At 67.3% G+C, this 18,507-nt stretch carries 13 protein-coding genes and 1 tRNA gene; 2 read left to right on the top strand and 12 right to left on the bottom strand.

The genetic code is table 11. The annotated features are described in order from the left end of the window. Positions 1-258 precede the first annotated feature (258 nt). The 11 genes from ACFVYF_RS33680 to ACFVYF_RS33730 form a co-directional block, all read right to left on the bottom strand. Positions 259-4,158 (bottom strand): DNA-directed RNA polymerase subunit beta', encoded by a 3,900-nt coding sequence (locus ACFVYF_RS33680; protein ID WP_389461525.1) that lies wholly within the window; start codon positions 4,156-4,158, stop codon positions 259-261. 94 nt (positions 4,159-4,252) lie between these two features. After that, positions 4,253-7,738, bottom strand: coding sequence for a DNA-directed RNA polymerase subunit beta (rpoB, locus tag ACFVYF_RS33685; protein WP_389461527.1), 3,486 nt, complete (start codon positions 7,736-7,738; stop codon positions 4,253-4,255). 645 nt (positions 7,739-8,383) lie between these two features. After that, complete coding sequence (rplL, locus tag ACFVYF_RS33690; RefSeq protein WP_389461529.1) at positions 8,384-8,764, bottom strand: 50S ribosomal protein L7/L12; 381 nt, start codon at positions 8,762-8,764, stop codon at positions 8,384-8,386. 110 nt (positions 8,765-8,874) lie between these two features. After that, positions 8,875-9,405, bottom strand: coding sequence for a 50S ribosomal protein L10 (gene rplJ / locus ACFVYF_RS33695; RefSeq protein ID WP_389461530.1), 531 nt, complete (start codon positions 9,403-9,405; stop codon positions 8,875-8,877). A 308-nt stretch (positions 9,406-9,713) separates the two neighbouring features. After that, entirely contained in the window at positions 9,714-10,580 is an 867-nt protein-coding gene (locus ACFVYF_RS33700; protein WP_389461532.1) for a DUF1396 domain-containing protein, read from the bottom strand. 192 nt (positions 10,581-10,772) lie between these two features. Next, a complete protein-coding gene (locus ACFVYF_RS33705) occupies positions 10,773-11,633 on the bottom strand; it encodes a hypothetical protein (protein WP_389461534.1) in 861 nt (286 codons plus the stop codon). 153 nt (positions 11,634-11,786) lie between these two features. Next, on the bottom strand, positions 11,787-12,512 hold the full coding sequence (gene rplA / locus ACFVYF_RS33710; protein ID WP_389461536.1) for a 50S ribosomal protein L1: 726 nt from the start codon (positions 12,510-12,512) through the stop codon (positions 11,787-11,789). 79 nt (positions 12,513-12,591) lie between these two features. Next, positions 12,592-13,026: a 50S ribosomal protein L11 gene (gene rplK / locus ACFVYF_RS33715; protein ID WP_095748118.1), complete on the bottom strand. Its 435-nt coding sequence runs from the start codon at positions 13,024-13,026 to the stop codon at positions 12,592-12,594. 177 nt (positions 13,027-13,203) lie between these two features. Then, positions 13,204-14,088 (bottom strand): transcription termination/antitermination protein NusG, encoded by an 885-nt coding sequence (nusG, locus tag ACFVYF_RS33720; protein ID WP_389461538.1) that lies wholly within the window; start codon positions 14,086-14,088, stop codon positions 13,204-13,206. 77 nt (positions 14,089-14,165) lie between these two features. Then, positions 14,166-14,450: a preprotein translocase subunit SecE gene (gene secE, locus ACFVYF_RS33725; protein WP_389461540.1), complete on the bottom strand. Its 285-nt coding sequence runs from the start codon at positions 14,448-14,450 to the stop codon at positions 14,166-14,168. Positions 14,451-14,559: 109 nt separating this feature from the next. Then, positions 14,560-14,632 (bottom strand) — tRNA-Trp (locus tag ACFVYF_RS33730). Between the two features lie 248 nt (positions 14,633-14,880). Here ACFVYF_RS33730 and ACFVYF_RS33735 point away from each other — a divergent pair. Then, complete coding sequence (locus tag ACFVYF_RS33735) at positions 14,881-16,107, top strand: pyridoxal phosphate-dependent aminotransferase (protein ID WP_389461542.1); 1,227 nt, start codon at positions 14,881-14,883, stop codon at positions 16,105-16,107. Positions 16,108-16,299: 192 nt separating this feature from the next. Beyond that, complete coding sequence (locus tag ACFVYF_RS33740) at positions 16,300-17,328, top strand: adenosine deaminase (RefSeq protein WP_389461544.1); 1,029 nt, start codon at positions 16,300-16,302, stop codon at positions 17,326-17,328. Between the two features lie 40 nt (positions 17,329-17,368). On the opposite strand, the gene ACFVYF_RS33745 is transcribed toward ACFVYF_RS33740, so the two are convergent. After that, entirely contained in the window at positions 17,369-18,424 is a 1,056-nt protein-coding gene (locus ACFVYF_RS33745) for a UDP-N-acetylmuramate dehydrogenase (RefSeq protein ID WP_389461546.1), read from the bottom strand. Between the last annotated feature and the right edge of the window lie 83 nt (positions 18,425-18,507).

Raw genomic sequence — 18,507 nt, forward strand, 5'->3', positions numbered from 1 at the left:
ACCCCGTTTTCAGATCCTTTGACGATGTTTCCGTCCCGCACCGGCGCCGGCTCCCCCGCCGTCGTACCCCCTGAGCGTCCCTGACGGCACGCTGGACGCCCGGGCAGCCCTCCCCGGCATCCCAGGGAGCCCCCGGCCCTCCCCACGCTTCCTGTCTCGTGCCGAAGCCCGCGCACGTCCTCGTACCGAGCCCCTCGCACGCCGAAGGGCGGCCACCCCGTACGCAACGGAGTGGCCGCCCTTCAGCAGACGTACGCCTTACTGGTTGTACGGACCGTAGTCGTAGTCCTCCAGCGGAACGGCCTGGCCGGAGCCCGTGCCGAACGGCGAGTAGTCGATGTCGTCGTAGCCGACGGCCGAGTACATCGCGGCCTTGGCTTCCTCGGTCGGCTCGACCCGGATGTTGCGGTAGCGGGACAGGCCCGTACCGGCCGGGATGAGCTTACCGATGATGACGTTCTCCTTGAGGCCGATCAGGGAGTCGGACTTGGCGTTGATCGCCGCGTCCGTCAGAACCCTGGTCGTCTCCTGGAAGGACGCCGCCGACAGCCACGACTCGGTGGCGAGCGAGGCCTTGGTGATACCCATCAGCTGCGGACGGCCGGAGGCCGGGTGGCCGCCTTCCTGGACCACACGACGGTTCTCGGTCTCGAACTTGCCGCGCTCGACCAGCTCGCCCGGCAGCAGCTCCGCGTCGCCGGACTCGATGATCGTCACTCGGCGCAGCATCTGCCGGATGATGATCTCGATGTGCTTGTCGTGGATCGACACACCCTGCGAGTTGTAGACCTTCTGGACCTCGCCGACCAGGTGGACCTGGACCGCGCGCTGACCGAGGATCCGCAGCACGTCGTGCGGGTTGGTGGCACCCACGGTGAGCTTCTGGCCCACCCCGACGTGGTCGCCCTCGCCCACCAGCAGACGGGCGCGCTTCGAGATCGGGAACGCCGTCTCGTCGCTGCCGTCGTCGGGGGTGATGACGATCTTCTTGGTCTTCTCGGTCTCCTCGATACGGACACGGCCGTCCGCCTCGGAGATCGGGGCGACACCCTTCGGCGTACGAGCCTCGAAGAGCTCGACGACACGGGGCAGACCCTGGGTGATGTCGTCACCGGCCACACCACCGGTGTGGAAGGTACGCATCGTCAGCTGCGTGCCGGGCTCACCGATGGACTGGGCGGCGATGATGCCGACCGCCTCACCGATGTCGACCAGCTTGCCGGTGGCCAGCGAGCGGCCGTAGCACATGGCGCAGGTACCGACGGCGGACTCGCAGGTCAGGACCGAGCGGGTCTTGACCTCCTCGATGCCGTGCTTGACGAGCTCGTCGATGAGGACGTCGCCCAGGTCGGTGTTGGCCGGGGCCAGCACCACACCGTCGACGACGATGTCCTCGGCCAGCGCACGTGCGTACACGCTGGTCTCGACGTTCTCCGACATCCGCAGGACGCCGTCCGCACCACGCTCGGCGATCGCCAGACGCAGGCCGCGGTCGGTGCCGCAGTCCTCCTCGCGAATGATGACGTCCTGGGAGACGTCGACCAGACGACGGGTGAGGTAACCCGAGTCGGCGGTACGCAGGGCGGTGTCCGCCAGACCCTTACGGGCACCGTGCGTGGAGATGAAGTACTCCAGCACGGACAGGCCCTCACGGAAGGACGCCTTGATGGGACGCGGGATCGTCTCGTTCTTGGCGTTCGACACCAGACCACGCATACCGGCGATCTGACGCATCTGCATCATGTTTCCTCGGGCACCCGAGTCAACCATCATGAAGATGGGGTTCGTCTTCGGGAAGTTCGCGTTCATCGCCTCGGCAACCTCGTTGGTCGCCTTGGTCCAGATCGCGATGAGCTCCTGCGTGCGCTCGTCCTTGGTGATCAGACCGCGCTCGTACTGCTTCTGGACCTTCTCGTCCTGCGCCTCGTAGCCCTTGACGATCTCCTTCTTCGCCTCGGGAACGACGATGTCGGAGATGGCCACGGTGACGCCGGAGCGGGTCGCCCAGTAGAAGCCGGCCGCCTTCAGGTTGTCGAGCGTCGCCGCCACGATGACCTTGGGGTAGCGCTCGGCGAGGTCGTTGACGATCTCGGAGAGCTGCTTCTTGCCGACCTCGTAGTCGACGAACGGGTAGTCCTCGGGCAGCAGCTCGTTGAAGAGCGCGCGGCCCAGGGTCGTCCGCAGACGGAAGGTGTCACCCTGCTGCCACTCCGGCTCGCCCTCTTCGCGCTCCGGCGGGGTCCAGCCGCGCGGCGGGATGGTGCCCACCGGGAAGCGGATGTCCACGCGGGACTGCAGCGAGAGCTCGCCGGCGTCGAACGCCATGATCGCCTCGGCGACGGACGCGAAGGAGCGGTCCTCGCCCTTGACGTCGCGCAGCGCGCCGTCCGTGGTCAGGAAGAACAGACCGAGGACCATGTCCTGGGTCGGCATCGTGACCGGGCGGCCGTCGGCGGGCTTCAGGATGTTGTTCGAGGACAGCATCAGGATGCGGGCCTCGGCCTGCGCCTCCGCGGAGAGCGGCAGGTGCACGGCCATCTGGTCACCGTCGAAGTCCGCGTTGAACGCGGTGCAGACGAGCGGGTGGATCTGGATGGCCTTGCCCTCGACCAGCTGCGGCTCGAAGGCCTGGATGCCGAGGCGGTGCAGCGTCGGCGCACGGTTCAGCAGAACCGGGTGCTCGGCGATGACCTCTTCCAGGACGTCGTACACGACCGTGCGGCCGCGCTCGACCATGCGCTTGGCGCTCTTGATGTTCTGCGCGTGGTTCAGGTCGACCAGGCGCTTCATCACGAACGGCTTGAAGAGCTCCAGTGCCATGGCCTTGGGCAGACCGCACTGGTGCAGCTTCAGCTGCGGGCCGACGACGATGACGGAACGCGCCGAGTAGTCGACTCGCTTGCCGAGCAGGTTCTGACGGAATCGGCCCTGCTTGCCCTTGAGCATGTCGGACAGCGACTTCAGCGGACGGTTGCCGGGGCCCGTGACCGGGCGACCACGACGGCCGTTGTCGAAGAGCGCGTCGACGGCCTCCTGAAGCATGCGCTTCTCGTTGTTCACGATGATCTCGGGGGCGCCGAGGTCAAGGAGTCGCTTCAGGCGGTTGTTGCGGTTGATCACGCGGCGGTACAGGTCGTTCAGGTCGGAGGTCGCGAAGCGGCCACCGTCCAGCTGCACCATCGGACGCAGGTCCGGCGGGATGACCGGCACGCAGTCGAGCACCATGCCCTTGGGGCTGTTGCTCGTCTGCAGGAACGCGGAGACGACCTTGAGGCGCTTGAGCGCACGGGTCTTCTTCTGGCCCTTGCCGGTGCGGATGATCTCGCGGAGGCGCTCGGCCTCCTCGTCCAGGTCGAAGGACTCCAGGCGCTTCTGCAGCGCCGCGGCACCCATCGAACCGTCGAAGTACGTGCCGAAGCGGTCACGCAGCTCGCGGTAGAGGAGCTCGTCGCCCTCCAGGTCCTGGACCTTGAGGTTCTTGAAGCGGGTCCACACCTCGTCGAGACGGTCGATCTCGCGCTGCGCACGGTCGCGCAGCTGCTTCATCTCCCGCTCGGCACCTTCGCGCACCTTGCGGCGTACGTCGGCCTTGGCGCCCTCGGCCTCGAGCTCGGCCAGGTCGGTCTCGAGCTTCTTGGCGCGGGTCTCCAGGTCGGAGTCGCGACGGTTCTCGACCTGCTGACGCTCGACGGAGACGTGCGCCTCCAGCGAGGGCAGGTCGCGGGTGCGGCGCTCCTCGTCGACGTACGTGATCATGTACGCCGCGAAGTAGATGACCTTCTCGAGGTCCTTCGGGGCGAGGTCGAGCAGGTAGCCGAGGCGCGACGGGACGCCCTTGAAGTACCAGATGTGGGTGACGGGAGCGGCCAGCTCGATGTGGCCCATCCGCTCACGACGCACCTTGGCGCGAGTGACCTCGACGCCGCAGCGCTCACAGATGATGCCCTTGAAGCGGACGCGCTTGTACTTGCCGCAGTAGCACTCCCAGTCCCGGGTCGGACCGAAGATCTTCTCGCAGAAGAGTCCGTCCTTTTCGGGCTTGAGGGTGCGGTAGTTGATGGTCTCGGGCTTCTTGACCTCGCCGTGGCTCCACTGACGGATGTCGTCAGCGGTAGCCAGACCGATCCGGAGCTCGTCGAAGAAGTTGACGTCGAGCACTATGCGTCAATCCCTCTCAGGGTTGTAAGTCATGGGGTCTGATACGGGGGTCCTGGGGCCGGAGGCCTTCATGACGAAGGCCTCCGGACTCCCGTCAGACCTCTTCGACGCTGCTCGGCTCGCGCCGGGACAGGTCGATGCCAAGCTCCTCCGCCGCGCGGAAGACGTCCTCGTCGGTGTCGCGCATCTCGATGGACATGCCGTCCGAGGACAGCACCTCCACGTTGAGGCACAGGGACTGCATCTCCTTGATGAGCACCTTGAAGGACTCGGGGATGCCGGGCTCGGGGATGTTCTCGCCCTTGACGATGGCCTCGTAGACCTTCACGCGGCCGGTCACGTCGTCGGACTTGATGGTCAGCAGCTCCTGGAGGGCGTAAGCGGCGCCATAAGCCTCAAGCGCCCACACCTCCATCTCACCGAAGCGCTGGCCACCGAACTGGGCCTTACCACCCAGCGGCTGCTGGGTGATCATCGAGTACGGACCGGTCGAGCGGGCGTGGAGCTTGTCGTCGACCAGGTGGTGCAGCTTGAGGATGTACATGTAGCCGACCGAGATCGGCTCCGGGAACGGCTCGCCGGAGCGGCCGTCGAACATCCTCGCCTTGCCGGACGGGAGCACCATGCGCTCGCCGTCGCGGTTCGGAATCGTGTGCTGGAGCAGACCCGCGAGCTCGTCCTCACGCGCACCGTCGAAGACGGGGGTGGCGACGTTGGTTCCCGGAGCGACCTGGTCGGCACCGATGGCCTGCAGGCGCTGCGCCCAGTCCTCGCCGAGCCCGGAGACGTCCCAGCCGCGGCTGGCGAGCCAGCCGAGGTGGATCTCCAGGACCTGTCCCGGGTTCATTCGGGACGGGACACCCAGCGGGTTCAGGATGATGTCGACCGGGGTGCCGTCCTCCAGGAACGGCATGTCCTCGATCGGCAGGATCTTCGAGATGACACCCTTGTTGCCGTGGCGGCCGGCGAGCTTGTCACCGTCCGTGATCTTGCGCTTCTGCGCCACGTAGACACGAACCAGCTGGTTCACGCCCGGCGGCAGCTCGTCGCCCTCTTCACGGTCGAAGACGCGGACGCCGATGACCTTGCCGATTTCGCCGTGCGGCACCTTCAGCGAGGTGTCGCGCACTTCGCGCGCCTTCTCACCGAAGATCGCGCGGAGCAGGCGCTCCTCGGGGGTCAGCTCGGTCTCACCCTTGGGCGTGACCTTGCCGACGAGGATGTCGCCGGCGACGACCTCGGCACCGATACGGATGATGCCGCGCTCGTCGAGGTCGGCGAGGACCTCCTCGGAGACGTTCGGGATGTCCCGGGTGATCTCCTCGGGGCCGAGCTTGGTGTCACGGGCGTCGACCTCGTGCTCCTCGATGTGGATCGAGGAGAGGACGTCGTCCTGTACGAGGCGCTGCGACAGGATGATCGCGTCCTCGTAGTTGTGACCCTCCCACGGCATGAACGCCACGAGCAGGTTCTTACCCAGCGCCATCTCGCCGTTCTCGGTCGCCGGACCGTCGGCCAGGACCTGGCCGGCGATGATCCGGGCGCCCTCGTCCACGACAACCTTCTGGTTGACGGACGTGCCCTGGTTCGAGCGGGAGAACTTCGCGAGGCGGTACGTGGTGTACGTGCCGTCGTCGTTGGCGGTGGTGATGTAGTCCGCGGAGACCTCCTGGACCACACCGTCCTTCTCCGACTTCAGGACGTCACCGGCGTCGACCGCACAGCGGTACTCCATGCCGGTGCCGACCAGCGGCGCCTCGGACTTGATGAGCGGCACGGCCTGGCGCATCATGTTCGCGCCCATCAGGGCACGGTTGGCGTCGTCGTGCTCGAGGAACGGGATCATGGCGGTCGCGACCGACACCATCTGGCGCGGCGAGACGTCCATGTAGTCGACGTCGTCGCCGGGGATGTAGTCGATCTCTCCGCCACGACGGCGGACCAGAACGCGGGACTCCTCGAAGCGCATGTCGTCGGAGAGGATCGCGTTCGCCTGGGCGATGACGAATCGGTCCTCTTCGTCGGCCGTCAGGTAGTCGACGTCGTCGGTGACGACGCCTTCGACGACCTTGCGGTACGGCGTCTCGACGAAGCCGAACGCGTTGACCCGGCCGTACGAGGCGAGCGAGCCGATCAGGCCGATGTTCGGGCCTTCAGGGGTCTCGATCGGACACATGCGGCCGTAGTGCGAGGGGTGCACGTCACGGACCTCGAAGCCGGCCCGCTCACGCGACAGACCACCGGGACCCAGCGCCGAGAGACGACGCTTGTGCGTCAGACCCGACAGCGGGTTGTTCTGGTCCATGAACTGCGAGAGCTGGCTGGTGCCGAAGAACTCCTTGATGGAGGCGACGACCGGCCGGATGTTGATCAGGGTCTGCGGCGTGATCGCCTCGACGTCCTGAGTCGTCATGCGCTCGCGGACGACGCGCTCCATACGAGCCAGACCCGTGCGGACCTGGTTCTGGATGAGCTCGCCGACGTTGCGCAGACGACGGTTGCCGAAGTGGTCGATGTCGTCGGTCTCGACGACGATCGAGGTCCCGTTGTCGCCAACGGTCTCGGTCTCACCGGCGTGCAGCTTCACCAGGTACTTGATCGTCGAGATGATGTCCTCGACGGTCAGGACGCCGGCGTTCAGCGGGGCTTCGCCGCCCAGTTTCTTGTTGACCTTGTAGCGGCCGACCTTGGCGAGGTCGTAGCGCTTCGGGTTGAAGTAGAGGTTCTCGAGCAGCGTCTGCGCGGCCTCACGGGTCGGGGGCTCGCCCGGACGCAGCTTGCGGTAGATGTCGAGGAGCGCGTCGTCCTGGCCCTGGGTGTGGTCCTTCTCCAGGGTGGCGCGCATGGACTCGTACTCGCCGAACTCCTCGAGGATCTGCTCGGTCGTCCAGCCGAGAGCCTTCAGGAGAACGGTGACGGACTGCTTGCGCTTGCGGTCGATGCGGACACCGACCATGTCGCGCTTGTCGATCTCCATCTCCAGCCAGGCACCCCGGGACGGGATCACCTTGGACGAGAAGATGTCCTTGTCGGACGTCTTGTCGATGTTGGAGTCGAAGTAGACACCCGGCGAACGGACCAGCTGCGACACGACGACACGCTCGGTGCCGTTGATGACGAAGGTGCCCTTGTTGGTCATGAGCGGGAAGTCGCCCATGAAGACCGTCTGGGACTTGATCTCGCCGGTCTCGTTGTTGGTGAACTCGGCGGTGACGAAGAGCGGAGCCGCGTACGTGAAGTCGCGCTCCTTGCACTCGTCGATGGAGTTCTTAGGCGGCTCGAAACGGTGGTCGCGGAAGGTCAGCGACATCGACCCGGAGAAGTCCTCGATCGGGGAGATCTCCTCGAAGATCTCCTCCAGACCGGACTTGGTGGGGACGTCCTGTCCATTGTCCAGAGCCGCCTCGACACGAGCCTTCCACGCGTCGTTGCCGAGCAGCCAGTCGAAGCTTTCGGTCTGCAGCGCAAGAAGGTTCGGAACCTCGAGGGGCTCCTTGATCTTTGCAAAGGAGATGCGCAGCGGGGCGGTGCTGGCGCCGTTGTTCGTATTCGCGGTCGAGGCAGTGCGCGAGGCGGCCAAGAGGGGGTCCTTCCGAGGGCTCGGACTCACTACGCGCGTACCGGTCCCCAGCAGGTGCACAGAGATGGTCCCTGGCTGACAGGGCCGAAAAGGCCAGGTCAGAGATGGTTCGATCATCGGTGCTCAAGCGAGGGCATGCCCCTGGTGACGGGCAGGAGGCAGCTAACAGGCAGCGCAAAGGGTCAGTGTAGCCACTAGGCCCACTGATGTCCAGTCCCGGTTTTTTGAGACCCTCGTTGTTCTCAACACCTGCGGCAAGCCACGCCCTCAATGCACATCGATACTGCCCTCTTCGCCACCGATCCATGCCTCGGATCCGGATCGTTGTGACGACGCGTCCTGAGAATTGCGCGCTCCGTGCGGTTCGTCAAGGCCCCCCATGCCCCAACTAGGTGCTGCCATCGTCACGTGCAGCTCGTCCCCAGGGGCCGCCGGAGGCACGACGAAGATCACCATACTCGTCGCGACCGCCTCCGCAAGGCAGCCGCCTCGCGGACCCCCTGAACGCCGAAGAGCGACCACCCAACTGGGTGATCGCTCTTCAGTGCGTCAGCGTTACAGCCCTGTGTGAGCGGCCGTATCAGCTTGCGTGAGTCCGCCTGGGACTCGTCGCCACGCCATGCGGCCGTAGCCGCGAGTCGAGACTTACTTGACCTCGACGGAGGCGCCGGCGCCCTTGAGGGACTCGGCAGCCTTCTCGGCGGCCTCCTTGGCGACCTTCTCGAGGACCGGCTTCGGAGCGCCGTCGACGAGGTCCTTGGCCTCCTTCAGACCCAGCGAGGTCAGCTCACGCACGACCTTGATGACCTGGATCTTCTTCTCGCCGGCACCGGTGAGAATGACGTCGAACTCGTCCTGCTCCTCGACGGCCTCAGCGGTGGCGGCGGGGCCGACCGGGGCAGCGGCAACCGCGGCGGCGGCGGTGACGTCGAACTTCTCCTCGAAGGCCTTCACGAACTCGGAGAGCTCGATGAGGGTGAGGTTCTCGAACTGCTCGAGCAGCTCGTCCTGGGACAGCTTCGCCATGATGGCGTCCTTCCACTAATTCGGCAGGTGCCGGTATGTACTGGTGAGGCGGGCGTACGTTCGGCCCGCTACGACCGTCGCCTCAGGCGGCGGTCAATGTGCGAGCCGAATTACTCGGCACCGCCCTGCTCGGCCTTCTTGGCACGAAGCGCCTCCGCGGTGCGGACGAACTTCGAGGGAAGCGCCTGGAAGAGCGTGGCAGCCTGGGACTGCTTGCCCTTGAAGGCACCCGCCAGCTTGGCGAGCAGAACCTCGCGGGACTCGAGGTCCGCAAGCTTCTTGATCTCGTCGGCGGACAGCGCCTTGCCGTCAAGGACACCGCCCTTGATGACGAGGTTCGGGTTGTCCTTGGCGAAGTCACGAAGACCCTTCGCGGACACCACCGGGTCACCGGTGATGAAGGCGACCGCCGTCGGACCGTTGAACAGGTCGTCGAGCGTGTTGATCCCGGCCTCGTTGGCCGCAATCTTGGTCAGCGTGTTCTTCACCACGGCGTACTGGGCGTCTTCACCGAGCGAACGACGCAGCGTCTTGAGCTGCGCCACGGTGAGACCCCGGTACTCGGTCAGCACGGCGGCGTTCGAGCTGCGGAACTGGTCCGCGAGCTCGGCTACCGCGGCAGCCTTGTCGGGCCTTGCCATAAGCGTGGCCTCCTTCCGGGTGATGAGGACCGCTCAGAAGGGGCTGGGCAAAACGAAACGCCCCGGCGCAGGCGCACGGGGCGTAGCTCTACCGGTTTTCGCGAGCGAACTCCGGGAGCACATCCACATTCACCTACGCGGGTCGTCCGCAGTTTCAGCGGATCCTTCGGCCACCGCGCCCTCTTGCAAGCGCACGGCAACGACCAGCGGTCTTTGGCTTCTGTGGAAGAATACGTGAACGGATCGCTCTCGAGCAAATCCGCCCGGAAGCCACCCTCCGGGACGCGCGAACGCCCCGGTCCGGGGGCTCAGCCCTGTTCGGTGTCGCGCAGCGTCTCGGCCAGGTCGACCGTGTCGTCGGCGGGCGGGGCCTTGACCGTCACCGGCTTGTTCAGGTCGAGGAACGTGATGGTCATGTCCAGCGGGCCCTTGTCGGCGGCGGCCCGCATACGGAACTTCTTGGCGTGGTCGTCCCCGTCGATCCACATGTCCATCGTGAGCTTGTCGATGCCCATGTCCTCGTACTGCTTGAGGCTCTTCTCGCGCGTCTCCCGGGTGGTCTTGTCCTCTTTCTTGAGGCCCGCGCGGAATTCGTCGAGGGTGACCGTCCCCTTGTAGTGGGTGGTCCCGACGCCACCGACCTGCTCGGTGCCGACCTTCTTCACGTCCTTGGAGCCGGTCAGGAAGGTGGACTCCTGGGCGGGGTTCTGCTGGACCTGGTCCTGCATCTTGGAGGCGTCGACGCCTCCGCTGCCGCCGTCCTTCCCCGAGATGTCGAACTTGATCCAGTGCTTGCCGTCCATCTCCTTGGCGGCTTCCTCGCCCCCGCCCATGTACAGCGCCCCGTCGACCATGCGGAGCTCGACCTGCCCGCTGTCGGCGCCCGCGTCGAGCGCCGTCATCTTCATGCTCATGGCGATCGGCTTCACGCTCATCGACGCCTCGGCCTCGACGCGGCCCTGCTCCGGGATCTTCCCCGTCATCCGGTAGCGCAGGGACGTGACGTCCTCGGCGTTCTTCGCGGCCTTGGCCACGGCGGCCGCGGGCGTCATCCGCGGGGACCCGTCCGCGGTGCCGCCCTTGGAACAGGAGACCGCACCCCCGGCCAGGACCAGGGCGGCCAGTGCCGCGCCCGTCGCACTGTGGCGCACGGCGCCACGCACAGATATCTCCATGATTCCCCCCAAGGAACATATGGTCGATTCACAGCAAGGCCGCGAGCCTAACGCACGGGAACTCACGGGTCCTGCGAGTTTCAAGTGGGCCATGAGGCCCAGGAGTTCAGAGCGGCCGGAGTCGCGCCTGGTCCAGTGCCTGCCGTGGGTTCGCCCCGGCCGGAGCAGGCGGCGCACCGGCTCCCCCGCGACTCAGGAGGCCTTCGTATTCGCGAGGTCCGAGAAGTCGACCGTGTCCGCGGCGGGCGGCGGCTCGGGTATGCGGACGTGCGTGCCGTAGTCCTTGTAGTACGCCGTGGTGACCGAGGTGCCACCGGCCACCTGGCCGCGCTCGGACCGCTTCACCAGCAGATCCCGGGCATCGACCCAGATGTCGACGCGCTGCTTGGTGATGCCGGCCTGCTTCAGCCATTGCGTCAGCTCGGCCAGCTCGGTGTCGGTGAGGCCCGGGCGCGAGATGCCCAGCCGGGCTACGTCCACCGTGCCCGAGTAGTGCGTGGTGCGGACGCCGCGGACCGTCGCCGTACCCACCTCGCGGGTGTCGGGGGCGGCCAGCAGGAGCTCGACCGACTGGGCCGGGGTGAAGGTCGCCGAGGCTTCGTAGTCGTACTTGATCCAGTGCCTGCCGTGCCCGGAGACGGCGGCGAACTTGTCGCTCATCTTCGCGTAGTAGGCGTCGGAGACGAAGCGGGCCGGCGTGGAGACGTTGCCCAGCTCTCGCATGGTCTTGGCCCAACTGCCGCCGGTGTAGGTGATGGTGAGGGTGCCGGAGAGGCCGCCGGCCCAGCCGATGGCTCCCGTCGATCGCGTCGCCACCGTGTCTCCCACGGACATGGTGCAGTCGACCCGGGCCGAGCCCGCCTTCTCGGTCTTCTCGCGGACCCCGCTCAGCGCCTTGCCGACTCGTGTGGCCGCCGCTGTGCCGCGAGCGTCGTCCGTGGCCTCCGCCCCGCCCGCGGACGCGCCGGACGGACCGCAGGCCGCCAGTCCCCCGGCCACCGCGCCGATCACGGCCAGCGACAGCCACGCGCGCCGCATCACGGTGCTGATCATGTCCCCCCACCCCTGAGTGATGACTCCGGTCTGCACGCTAGCGCAGGCCACTGACACAAGCGGCGGGAAAAGGGACGGGCCCCGCACCTCGAAAGGTGCGGGGCCCGTCCTGGGTTCGCGTGCGCGACGCGGCTACCGAGGTGAGCGGAGGGCTCAGACGGCGGCCGGGTCCTCCTCGACGAGGAGGTTGCGGGTGCGGTTCGGGTCGATCGGAACGCCGGGGCCGATCGTGGTGCTGATCGCGGCCTTCTTGATGTAACGACCCTTGGCGGCCGACGGCTTCAGACGAAGGATCTCGTCCAGCGCGGCGCCGTAGTTCTCCACCAGCTTGGTGTCGTCGAACGACGCCTTGCCGATGATGAAGTGCAGGTTCGAGTGCTTGTCGACGCGGAACTCGATCTTGCCGCCCTTGATCTCGGTCACGGCCTTGGCCACGTCCGGGGTCACGGTGCCGGTCTTCGGGTTCGGCATCAGACCACGCGGGCCGAGGACACGGCCCAGGCGGCCGACCTTGCCCATGAGGTCCGGGGTGGCGACGACGGCGTCGAAGTCCAGCCGGCCCTTCGCCACCTCGTCGATGAGCTCGTCGGAGCCGACGATGTCGGCGCCCGCGGCAGTCGCGGCCTCGGCACGGTCACCGGTCGCGAAGACCAGGACCCGGGCGGTCTTACCGGTGCCGTGCGGGAGGTTCACGGTGCCACGGACCATCTGGTCGGCCTTGCGCGGGTCGACACCCAGACGGAAGGCGACCTCGACGGTGCCGTCGAACTTGGACGTGGAGGTCTCCTTGGCGAGACGGACGGCCTCGAGCGGGGCGTAGAGCTTGTCCCGGTCGATCTTCGCGTCCGCAGCGCGGAGAGACTTGCTGCGCTTGCTCACTACTGCTCCTGTGTGTTCTGAGGAGTCGTGGTACGGGCCGAGCAGGCCCCACCACGGTTCAAGGCGTACGAGGTGGGCTTCAGCCCTCGACCGTGATGCCCATGGAACGGGCGGTGCCGGCGATGATCTTCGCGGCGGCGTCCAGGTCGTTGGCGTTCAGGTCGGGCATCTTGGTGGTGGCGATCTCGCGGACCTGCGCCTGGGTGATCTTGGCGACCTTGGTCTTGTGCGGCTCGCCGGAGCCCTTCTCCACACCCGCGGCCTTGAGGATCATCTTCGCGGCCGGCGGGGTCTTGGTGATGAAGGTGAACGAGCGGTCTTCGTAGACCGTGATCTCCACCGGGATGACCCAACCGCGCTGCGACTCGGTCGCGGCGTTGTAGGCCTTGCAGAACTCCATGATGTTGACGCCGTGCTGGCCCAGCGCGGGACCGACCGGCGGAGCCGGGTTGGCCGCGCCGGCCTGGATCTGGAGCTTGATAAGCCCCGTGACCTTCTTCTTCTTGGGAGGCATGTGCTCTCTCCGGGTCCTAGTGAGAGTTTTCAGCCGTCCGGTCCGGATCATCCGGATGGAGGCATACCGCACAACGATAACGGGTATCCATGCGCGGCCAAAAACCGAGCAGGTCAGACGGGCTGCGAGAGCCTGTCTGACCTGTTCGGAGGCATGTGGTCCAGAAGGGCCCGAAGGCTAGTTCTTCTGGATCTGGTCGAAGGAGAGCTCGACCGGCGTCTCGCGGCCGAAGATCTCGACGAGACCCTTGACCTTCTTCGAGTCGGCGTTGATCTCGTTGATGGTCGCCTGCAGCGTCGCGAACGGGCCGTCGGTGACGGTGACCGAGTCGCCGACCTCGAAGTCCAGCACCTGGACCTCGAGCTTGCGCTGCGGAGCGGGCTTGCCCTCGGCCTCGGCGGCCTCACGGGCGGCCTTCTCCTCGGCCTCCGGGGCGAGCATCTTGACGATCTCGTCCAGCGTCAGCGGGTAGGGGTCGTAGGCGTTGCCCACGAAGCCGGTGACACCAGGCGTGTTGCGAACGACACCCCAGGACTCGTTCGTCAGGTCCATGCGGACCAGGACGTAGCCCGGGAGCTTGTTCTGCTTGATGGTCTTGCGCTCGCCGTTCTTGATCTGCGCGACCTCTTCTTGCGGCACCTCGGCCGCGAAGATGAAGTCCTCGACGTTCAGCGAGACGGCGCGCTGCTCGAGGTTGGTCTTCACGCGGTTCTCGTAACCGGCGTACGTGTGGATGACGTACCACTCGCCGGGGAGAGTGCGGAGTTCCTCGCGCAGGGCGGTGACGGGGTCGACGGGCTCGGCCTCTTCTTCGGCCTCGGCCTCGGTGTCGTCCTCTACGGCGACGGCGTCCTCGGAGGCCGGCTCGTCCTCGACGTCTCCACCGGACTCGTCCGCACCGGACTCGTCCTCGACGTGCAGAGCCGTCTCTTCGGCCGGCTCACCGGCAGCGGCGTCGGCAGCCTCGACCTCGTCCTCGACGTCCGCGCCCTCGACGATGTCGAGTTCGTCGTCTACGGACTCGACCGACTCGGTGGCGTCGTTCAGGTTCGGGTCAGACACGGTGGCTGCTTCTTCCTGGATACATGGGGGTGGAACATGCGAAAGGGGCGCCGAGTACGGCGCCCTTCGCTTCTTGCTCAGCCGAAGACGTACTTGGCGGCGTGATCGAGCCCATAGTCAATCACGGTCACCAGGCCGATCATGATGATGACGAAGACAATCACCACGGTCGTGTACGTCGTCAGCTGGTTGCGAGTCGGCCAGACGACCTTGCGGAGTTCCGCGACGATCTGGCGGTAGAAGAGGGCAAGGCGCTTCAGCGGGCCCTTCTTGGCACGCTTGCCGCCCTTGCGGGTCTTCTTGGACTCCGGCGCCTCATCCTGGGCATCAGGCATGTCGATGGAGCCCACGGCGTCCGTCACTCGTCCTCACCTGATTCCGGGTCGTGGCCGTGCCGCGCCCGGTTGAGCCGCACGGCGGTGCAAAGCAGTACGTACATGCGCACACATTTCCTGGCGAAGGATTGTGCAGCAGGGCCGGAGGGACTTGAACCCCCAACCGCTGGTTTTGGAGACCAGTGCTCTACCAATTGAGCTACGACCCTTTGGTTCACCCCAACGTACCGCATCCGCCCGGATGCTCGGTGTGCACCGGATGAGTGCGGCCCGTGAAGGCCAACGAGGTGAGAGTGTACGTGCTCCGCGGCCGGTCGTCGAACAGAAAGTGTCCGTACGGGCTTTGTCCGCCGAAGATCGACCGGCGTGCCGTCCGGATCCGGACGGTTGTTCAGGAGGTGTTCAGTCTGTGAAACCCGCGTGCCGGGGAAGTTTCCGGTCTGAAACGATGGGGTCCATGAGCGCTGCAACCCCTCCCACCGAGCGCCGGGTCTCCGCCCGAGTCGGCGCGATCTCCGAGTCCGCCACTCTCGCCGTGGACGCCAAGGCCAAGGCCCTCAAGGCCGCGGGACGTCCGGTGATCGGCTTCGGCGCCGGTGAGCCCGACTTCCCGACCCCTGACTACATCGTGCAGGCCGCCATCGAGGCCTGCTCGAACCCGAAGTACCACCGCTACACGCCGGCCGGCGGTCTGCCCGAGCTGAAGGCCGCGATCGCCGCGAAGACGCTGCGCGACTCCGGCTACGAGGTGGACGCCTCGCAGGTCCTCGTCACCAACGGCGGCAAGCAGGCGATCTACGAGGCCTTCGCCGCGATCCTCGACCCGGGCGACGAGGTGATCGTTCCGGCGCCGTACTGGACCACGTACCCGGAGTCGATCCGTCTCGCCGGCGGTGTCCCGGTCGACGTGGTCGCCGACGAGACCACGGGCTACCGGGTCACCGTCGAGCAGCTCGAGGCGGCCCGCACGGAGAACACCAAGGTCGTCCTGTTCGTCTCGCCCTCCAACCCGACCGGCGCGGTCTACACCGAGGCCGAGACCGAGGCCATCGGCCGCTGGGCCGTCGAGCACGGCCTGTGGGTGCTGACCGATGAGATCTACGAGCACCTGGTGTACGGCGACGCGGTCTCCGTCTCGCTGCCGGCCGTGCTGCCCGAGCTGCGCGACAAGTGCATCGTCGTCAACGGCGTGGCCAAGACGTACGCCATGACGGGCTGGCGGGTGGGCTGGATCATCGGCCCGAAGGACGTCGTCAAGGCCGCGACCAACCTCCAGTCGCACGCCACGTCGAACGTCTCCAACGTGGCCCAGATCGCTGCGCTCGCCGCCGTCTCCGGTGGCCTGGAGGCCGTCGCCACGATGCGCGAGGCCTTCGACCGCCGCCGCAAGACGATCGTGCGCATGCTGAACGAGATCGACGGCGTGCTCTGCCCGGAGCCCGAGGGCGCCTTCTACGCGTACCCCTCGGTGAAGGCCCTGCTCGGCAAGGAGATCCGCGGCAAGCGCCCCCAGGACACGGTCGAGCTGGCCGCGCTCATCCTGGAGGAGGCCGAGGTCGCGGTCGTCCCGGGTGAGGCCTTCGGCACGCCGGGCTATCTGCGGCTGTCGTACGCCCTGGGCGACGAGGACCTGATCGAGGGTGTCTCGCGGCTCCAGAAGCTGCTGGCCGAAGCGCGCGACTGACCTTTTCGGACACCCCACGGGTGCACGTTTTCGTACGCCCCTGGGGTGCCGTTTCCGTTTTCGTGCCCCACGCGTGCGTGCGGGAGGGCACCGCCTCACGTGAGGCGGTGCCCTCCCGCTTCTTCGTTCGGGCAAGACCACGATCAGGGAAAGCGCTACCGGCACCACATTCCCGTACGGCAGGATCCTGGGATGGAGCGTGTACGTGATGTCTCTGAGCTGCCGAAGGCCCATCTGCACCTGCACTTCACCGGGTCGATGCGGCACACCACCCTGCTGGACCTGGCCGACAAGCACGGGATCCATCTGCCCGACGCGCTGACCGGCGCGGAGCCACCGAAGCTGCGGGCGACGGACGAGCGGGGCTGGTTCCGCTTCCAGCGGCTCTACGACGCCGCCCGGTCGTGCCTCAGGGATCCCGAGGACATTCAGCGCCTGGTGCGCGAGGCCGCCGAGGAGGATCTCAAGGACGGCTCGGGGTGGCTGGAGATCCAGGTCGACCCGACCTCGTACGCGCCTCGGCTGGGCGGTCTGATCCCGGCGCTGGAGGTCATCCTGGACGCGGTGGACACGACCTCGCGCGAGACCGGCCTCGGCATGCGGGTCCTCGTGGCGGCGAACCGCATGAAACACCCGCTGGACGCCCGCACGCTGGCCCGGCTGGCCGTGCGGTACGCGGACCGGGGCATCGTCGGCTTCGGGCTCTCCAACGACGAACGCCGGGGCATGGCACGGGACTTCGACCGGGCCTTCGCCATCGCCCGCGAGGGCGGGCTGCTGGCCGCGCCGCACGGCGGTGAGCTCGCCGGACCGTCGTCCGTACGCGACTGCCTGGACGATCTGCACGCCTCGCGGATCGGGCACGGCGTACGGGCGGCCGATGACCCGCGGCTGATGAAGCGGCTGGCGGACCGGGGGGTGACCTGCGAGGTCTGCCCGGCGTCCAATGTCGCCCTGGGCGTCTACGAGAAGCCCGAGGACGTCCCCCTGAGGACTCTGTTCGAAGCCGGGGTCCCGCTGGCGCTCGGCGCGGACGACCCGCTGCTGTTCGGCTCGCGGCTGGCCGCGCAGTACGAGATCGCGCGCCGTCACCACGGCTTCACGGACGCCGAACTGGCCGAGCTGGCCCGGCAGTCCATCCGGGGTTCGGCCGCCCCGGAGGACGTGCGCACGAAGCTGCTGTCCGGCGTCGACGACTGGCTCGCCGGGCCGGCCTCCTGAAGCGGCGGAAGCAGGCCGAAAAGAGTCCCCGGCAGACCTGCTAGAGGCTGACGCCCACCGTCACCGGTTCGTTGACCAAGGTGATTCCGAAGGCCTCGCGGACTCCGGCCACGACCTCGCGGGCCAGCGCGAGGAGGTCCTCGGTGGTGGCCTCGCCCCGGTTGGTGAGGGCCAGCGTGTGCTTGGTGGAGATCCGGGCCGGCCCGCTGCCGTAGCCCTTGGTGAAGCCCGACTTGTCGATCAGCCAGGCCGCGGAGGTCTTGGTGTGGCTGTCGCCCGCCGGGTACGCGGGGGGCACCACGCCGTCCCCGAGCCGCTCCTGCACGCGCGCGTGGAACGCGACGAACTCCTCGTCCGTGAGGATCGGGTTGGTGAAGAACGACCCGGCCGACCAGGTGTCGTGGTCCTCGGGGTCGAGGACCATGCCCTTGCCGGAGCGCAGCTCGAGCACCGTCTCGCGGGCGGCGGCGAGGGGCACGCGGTCGCCGGGTTCGACACCGAGGACGCGCGCCGTCTCGGCGTACTTGACCGGCGCGCTCAGTCCCGCGGCGTCCTCCAGCTCGAAGCGCACGCGCAGCACGACATAGCGCTCGGGGTCGGCCTTGAAGCGGCTGTGGCGGTACGAGAAGGAGCAGTCGGCGTTGGCCAGCGTGACCGTGTCGCCGGTCCTCCGGTCGTAGGCGACCACTTCGGTGATGGTCGAGGAGACTTCCTGGCCGTACGCGCCCACGTTCTGGATGGGGGTGGCGCCCGCCGAGCCGGGGATACCGGCGAGGCACTCGACGCCGGCGAGCCCGGCCTCGACCGTGCGGGCGACCGCGTCGGTCCACACCTCGCCGGCCGCCAGCTCCAGCTTCGTACCGTCGAGCGCGAAGCCGCTCGTCGCGATGCGCAGGGCGGTTCCGGCGAAGCCCTTGTCGCCGATGACCAGGTTCGATCCGCCGCCGATGAGCAGCAGTGGCGTACCGCTGTCGTCGGCCTCGCGGACGGCGGCGATCACCTCGGCGTCGGTGGTCGCGGTGATCAGCCGGGTGGCGGGACCGCCGAGGCGGAAGGTGGTCAGCGGGGCGAGCGGAGCGTCGTGGAGTTCCTGCACGGGCTCAAGAGTACGAGAAGGGGCGGGATCGTCCGGCCACCGGTGCGCCACGAGCACGGGAACGGCCCCGCCGGTGGGGCGGG

The sequence above is a fragment of the Streptomyces sp. NPDC058274 genome (genome assembly GCF_042881375.1).
In the GTDB taxonomy this organism is placed as follows: Bacteria; Actinomycetota; Actinomycetes; order Streptomycetales; family Streptomycetaceae; genus Streptomyces.

Coding starts and splice junctions, on each gene's coding strand:
- rplL (WP_389461529.1), bottom strand. CDS start 8,764: ATGGCGAAGCTGTCCCAGGACGAGCTGCTCGAGCAGTTCGAGAACCTC.
- rplJ (WP_389461530.1), bottom strand. CDS start 9,405: ATGGCAAGGCCCGACAAGGCTGCCGCGGTAGCCGAGCTCGCGGACCAG.
- ACFVYF_RS33700 (WP_389461532.1), bottom strand. CDS start 10,580: ATGGAGATATCTGTGCGTGGCGCCGTGCGCCACAGTGCGACGGGCGCG.
- ACFVYF_RS33705 (WP_389461534.1), bottom strand. CDS start 11,633: ATGATCAGCACCGTGATGCGGCGCGCGTGGCTGTCGCTGGCCGTGATC.
- rplK (WP_095748118.1), bottom strand. CDS start 13,026: ATGCCTCCCAAGAAGAAGAAGGTCACGGGGCTTATCAAGCTCCAGATC.
- ACFVYF_RS33735 (WP_389461542.1), top strand. CDS start 14,881: ATGAGCGCTGCAACCCCTCCCACCGAGCGCCGGGTCTCCGCCCGAGTC.
- ACFVYF_RS33740 (WP_389461544.1), top strand. CDS start 16,300: ATGGAGCGTGTACGTGATGTCTCTGAGCTGCCGAAGGCCCATCTGCAC.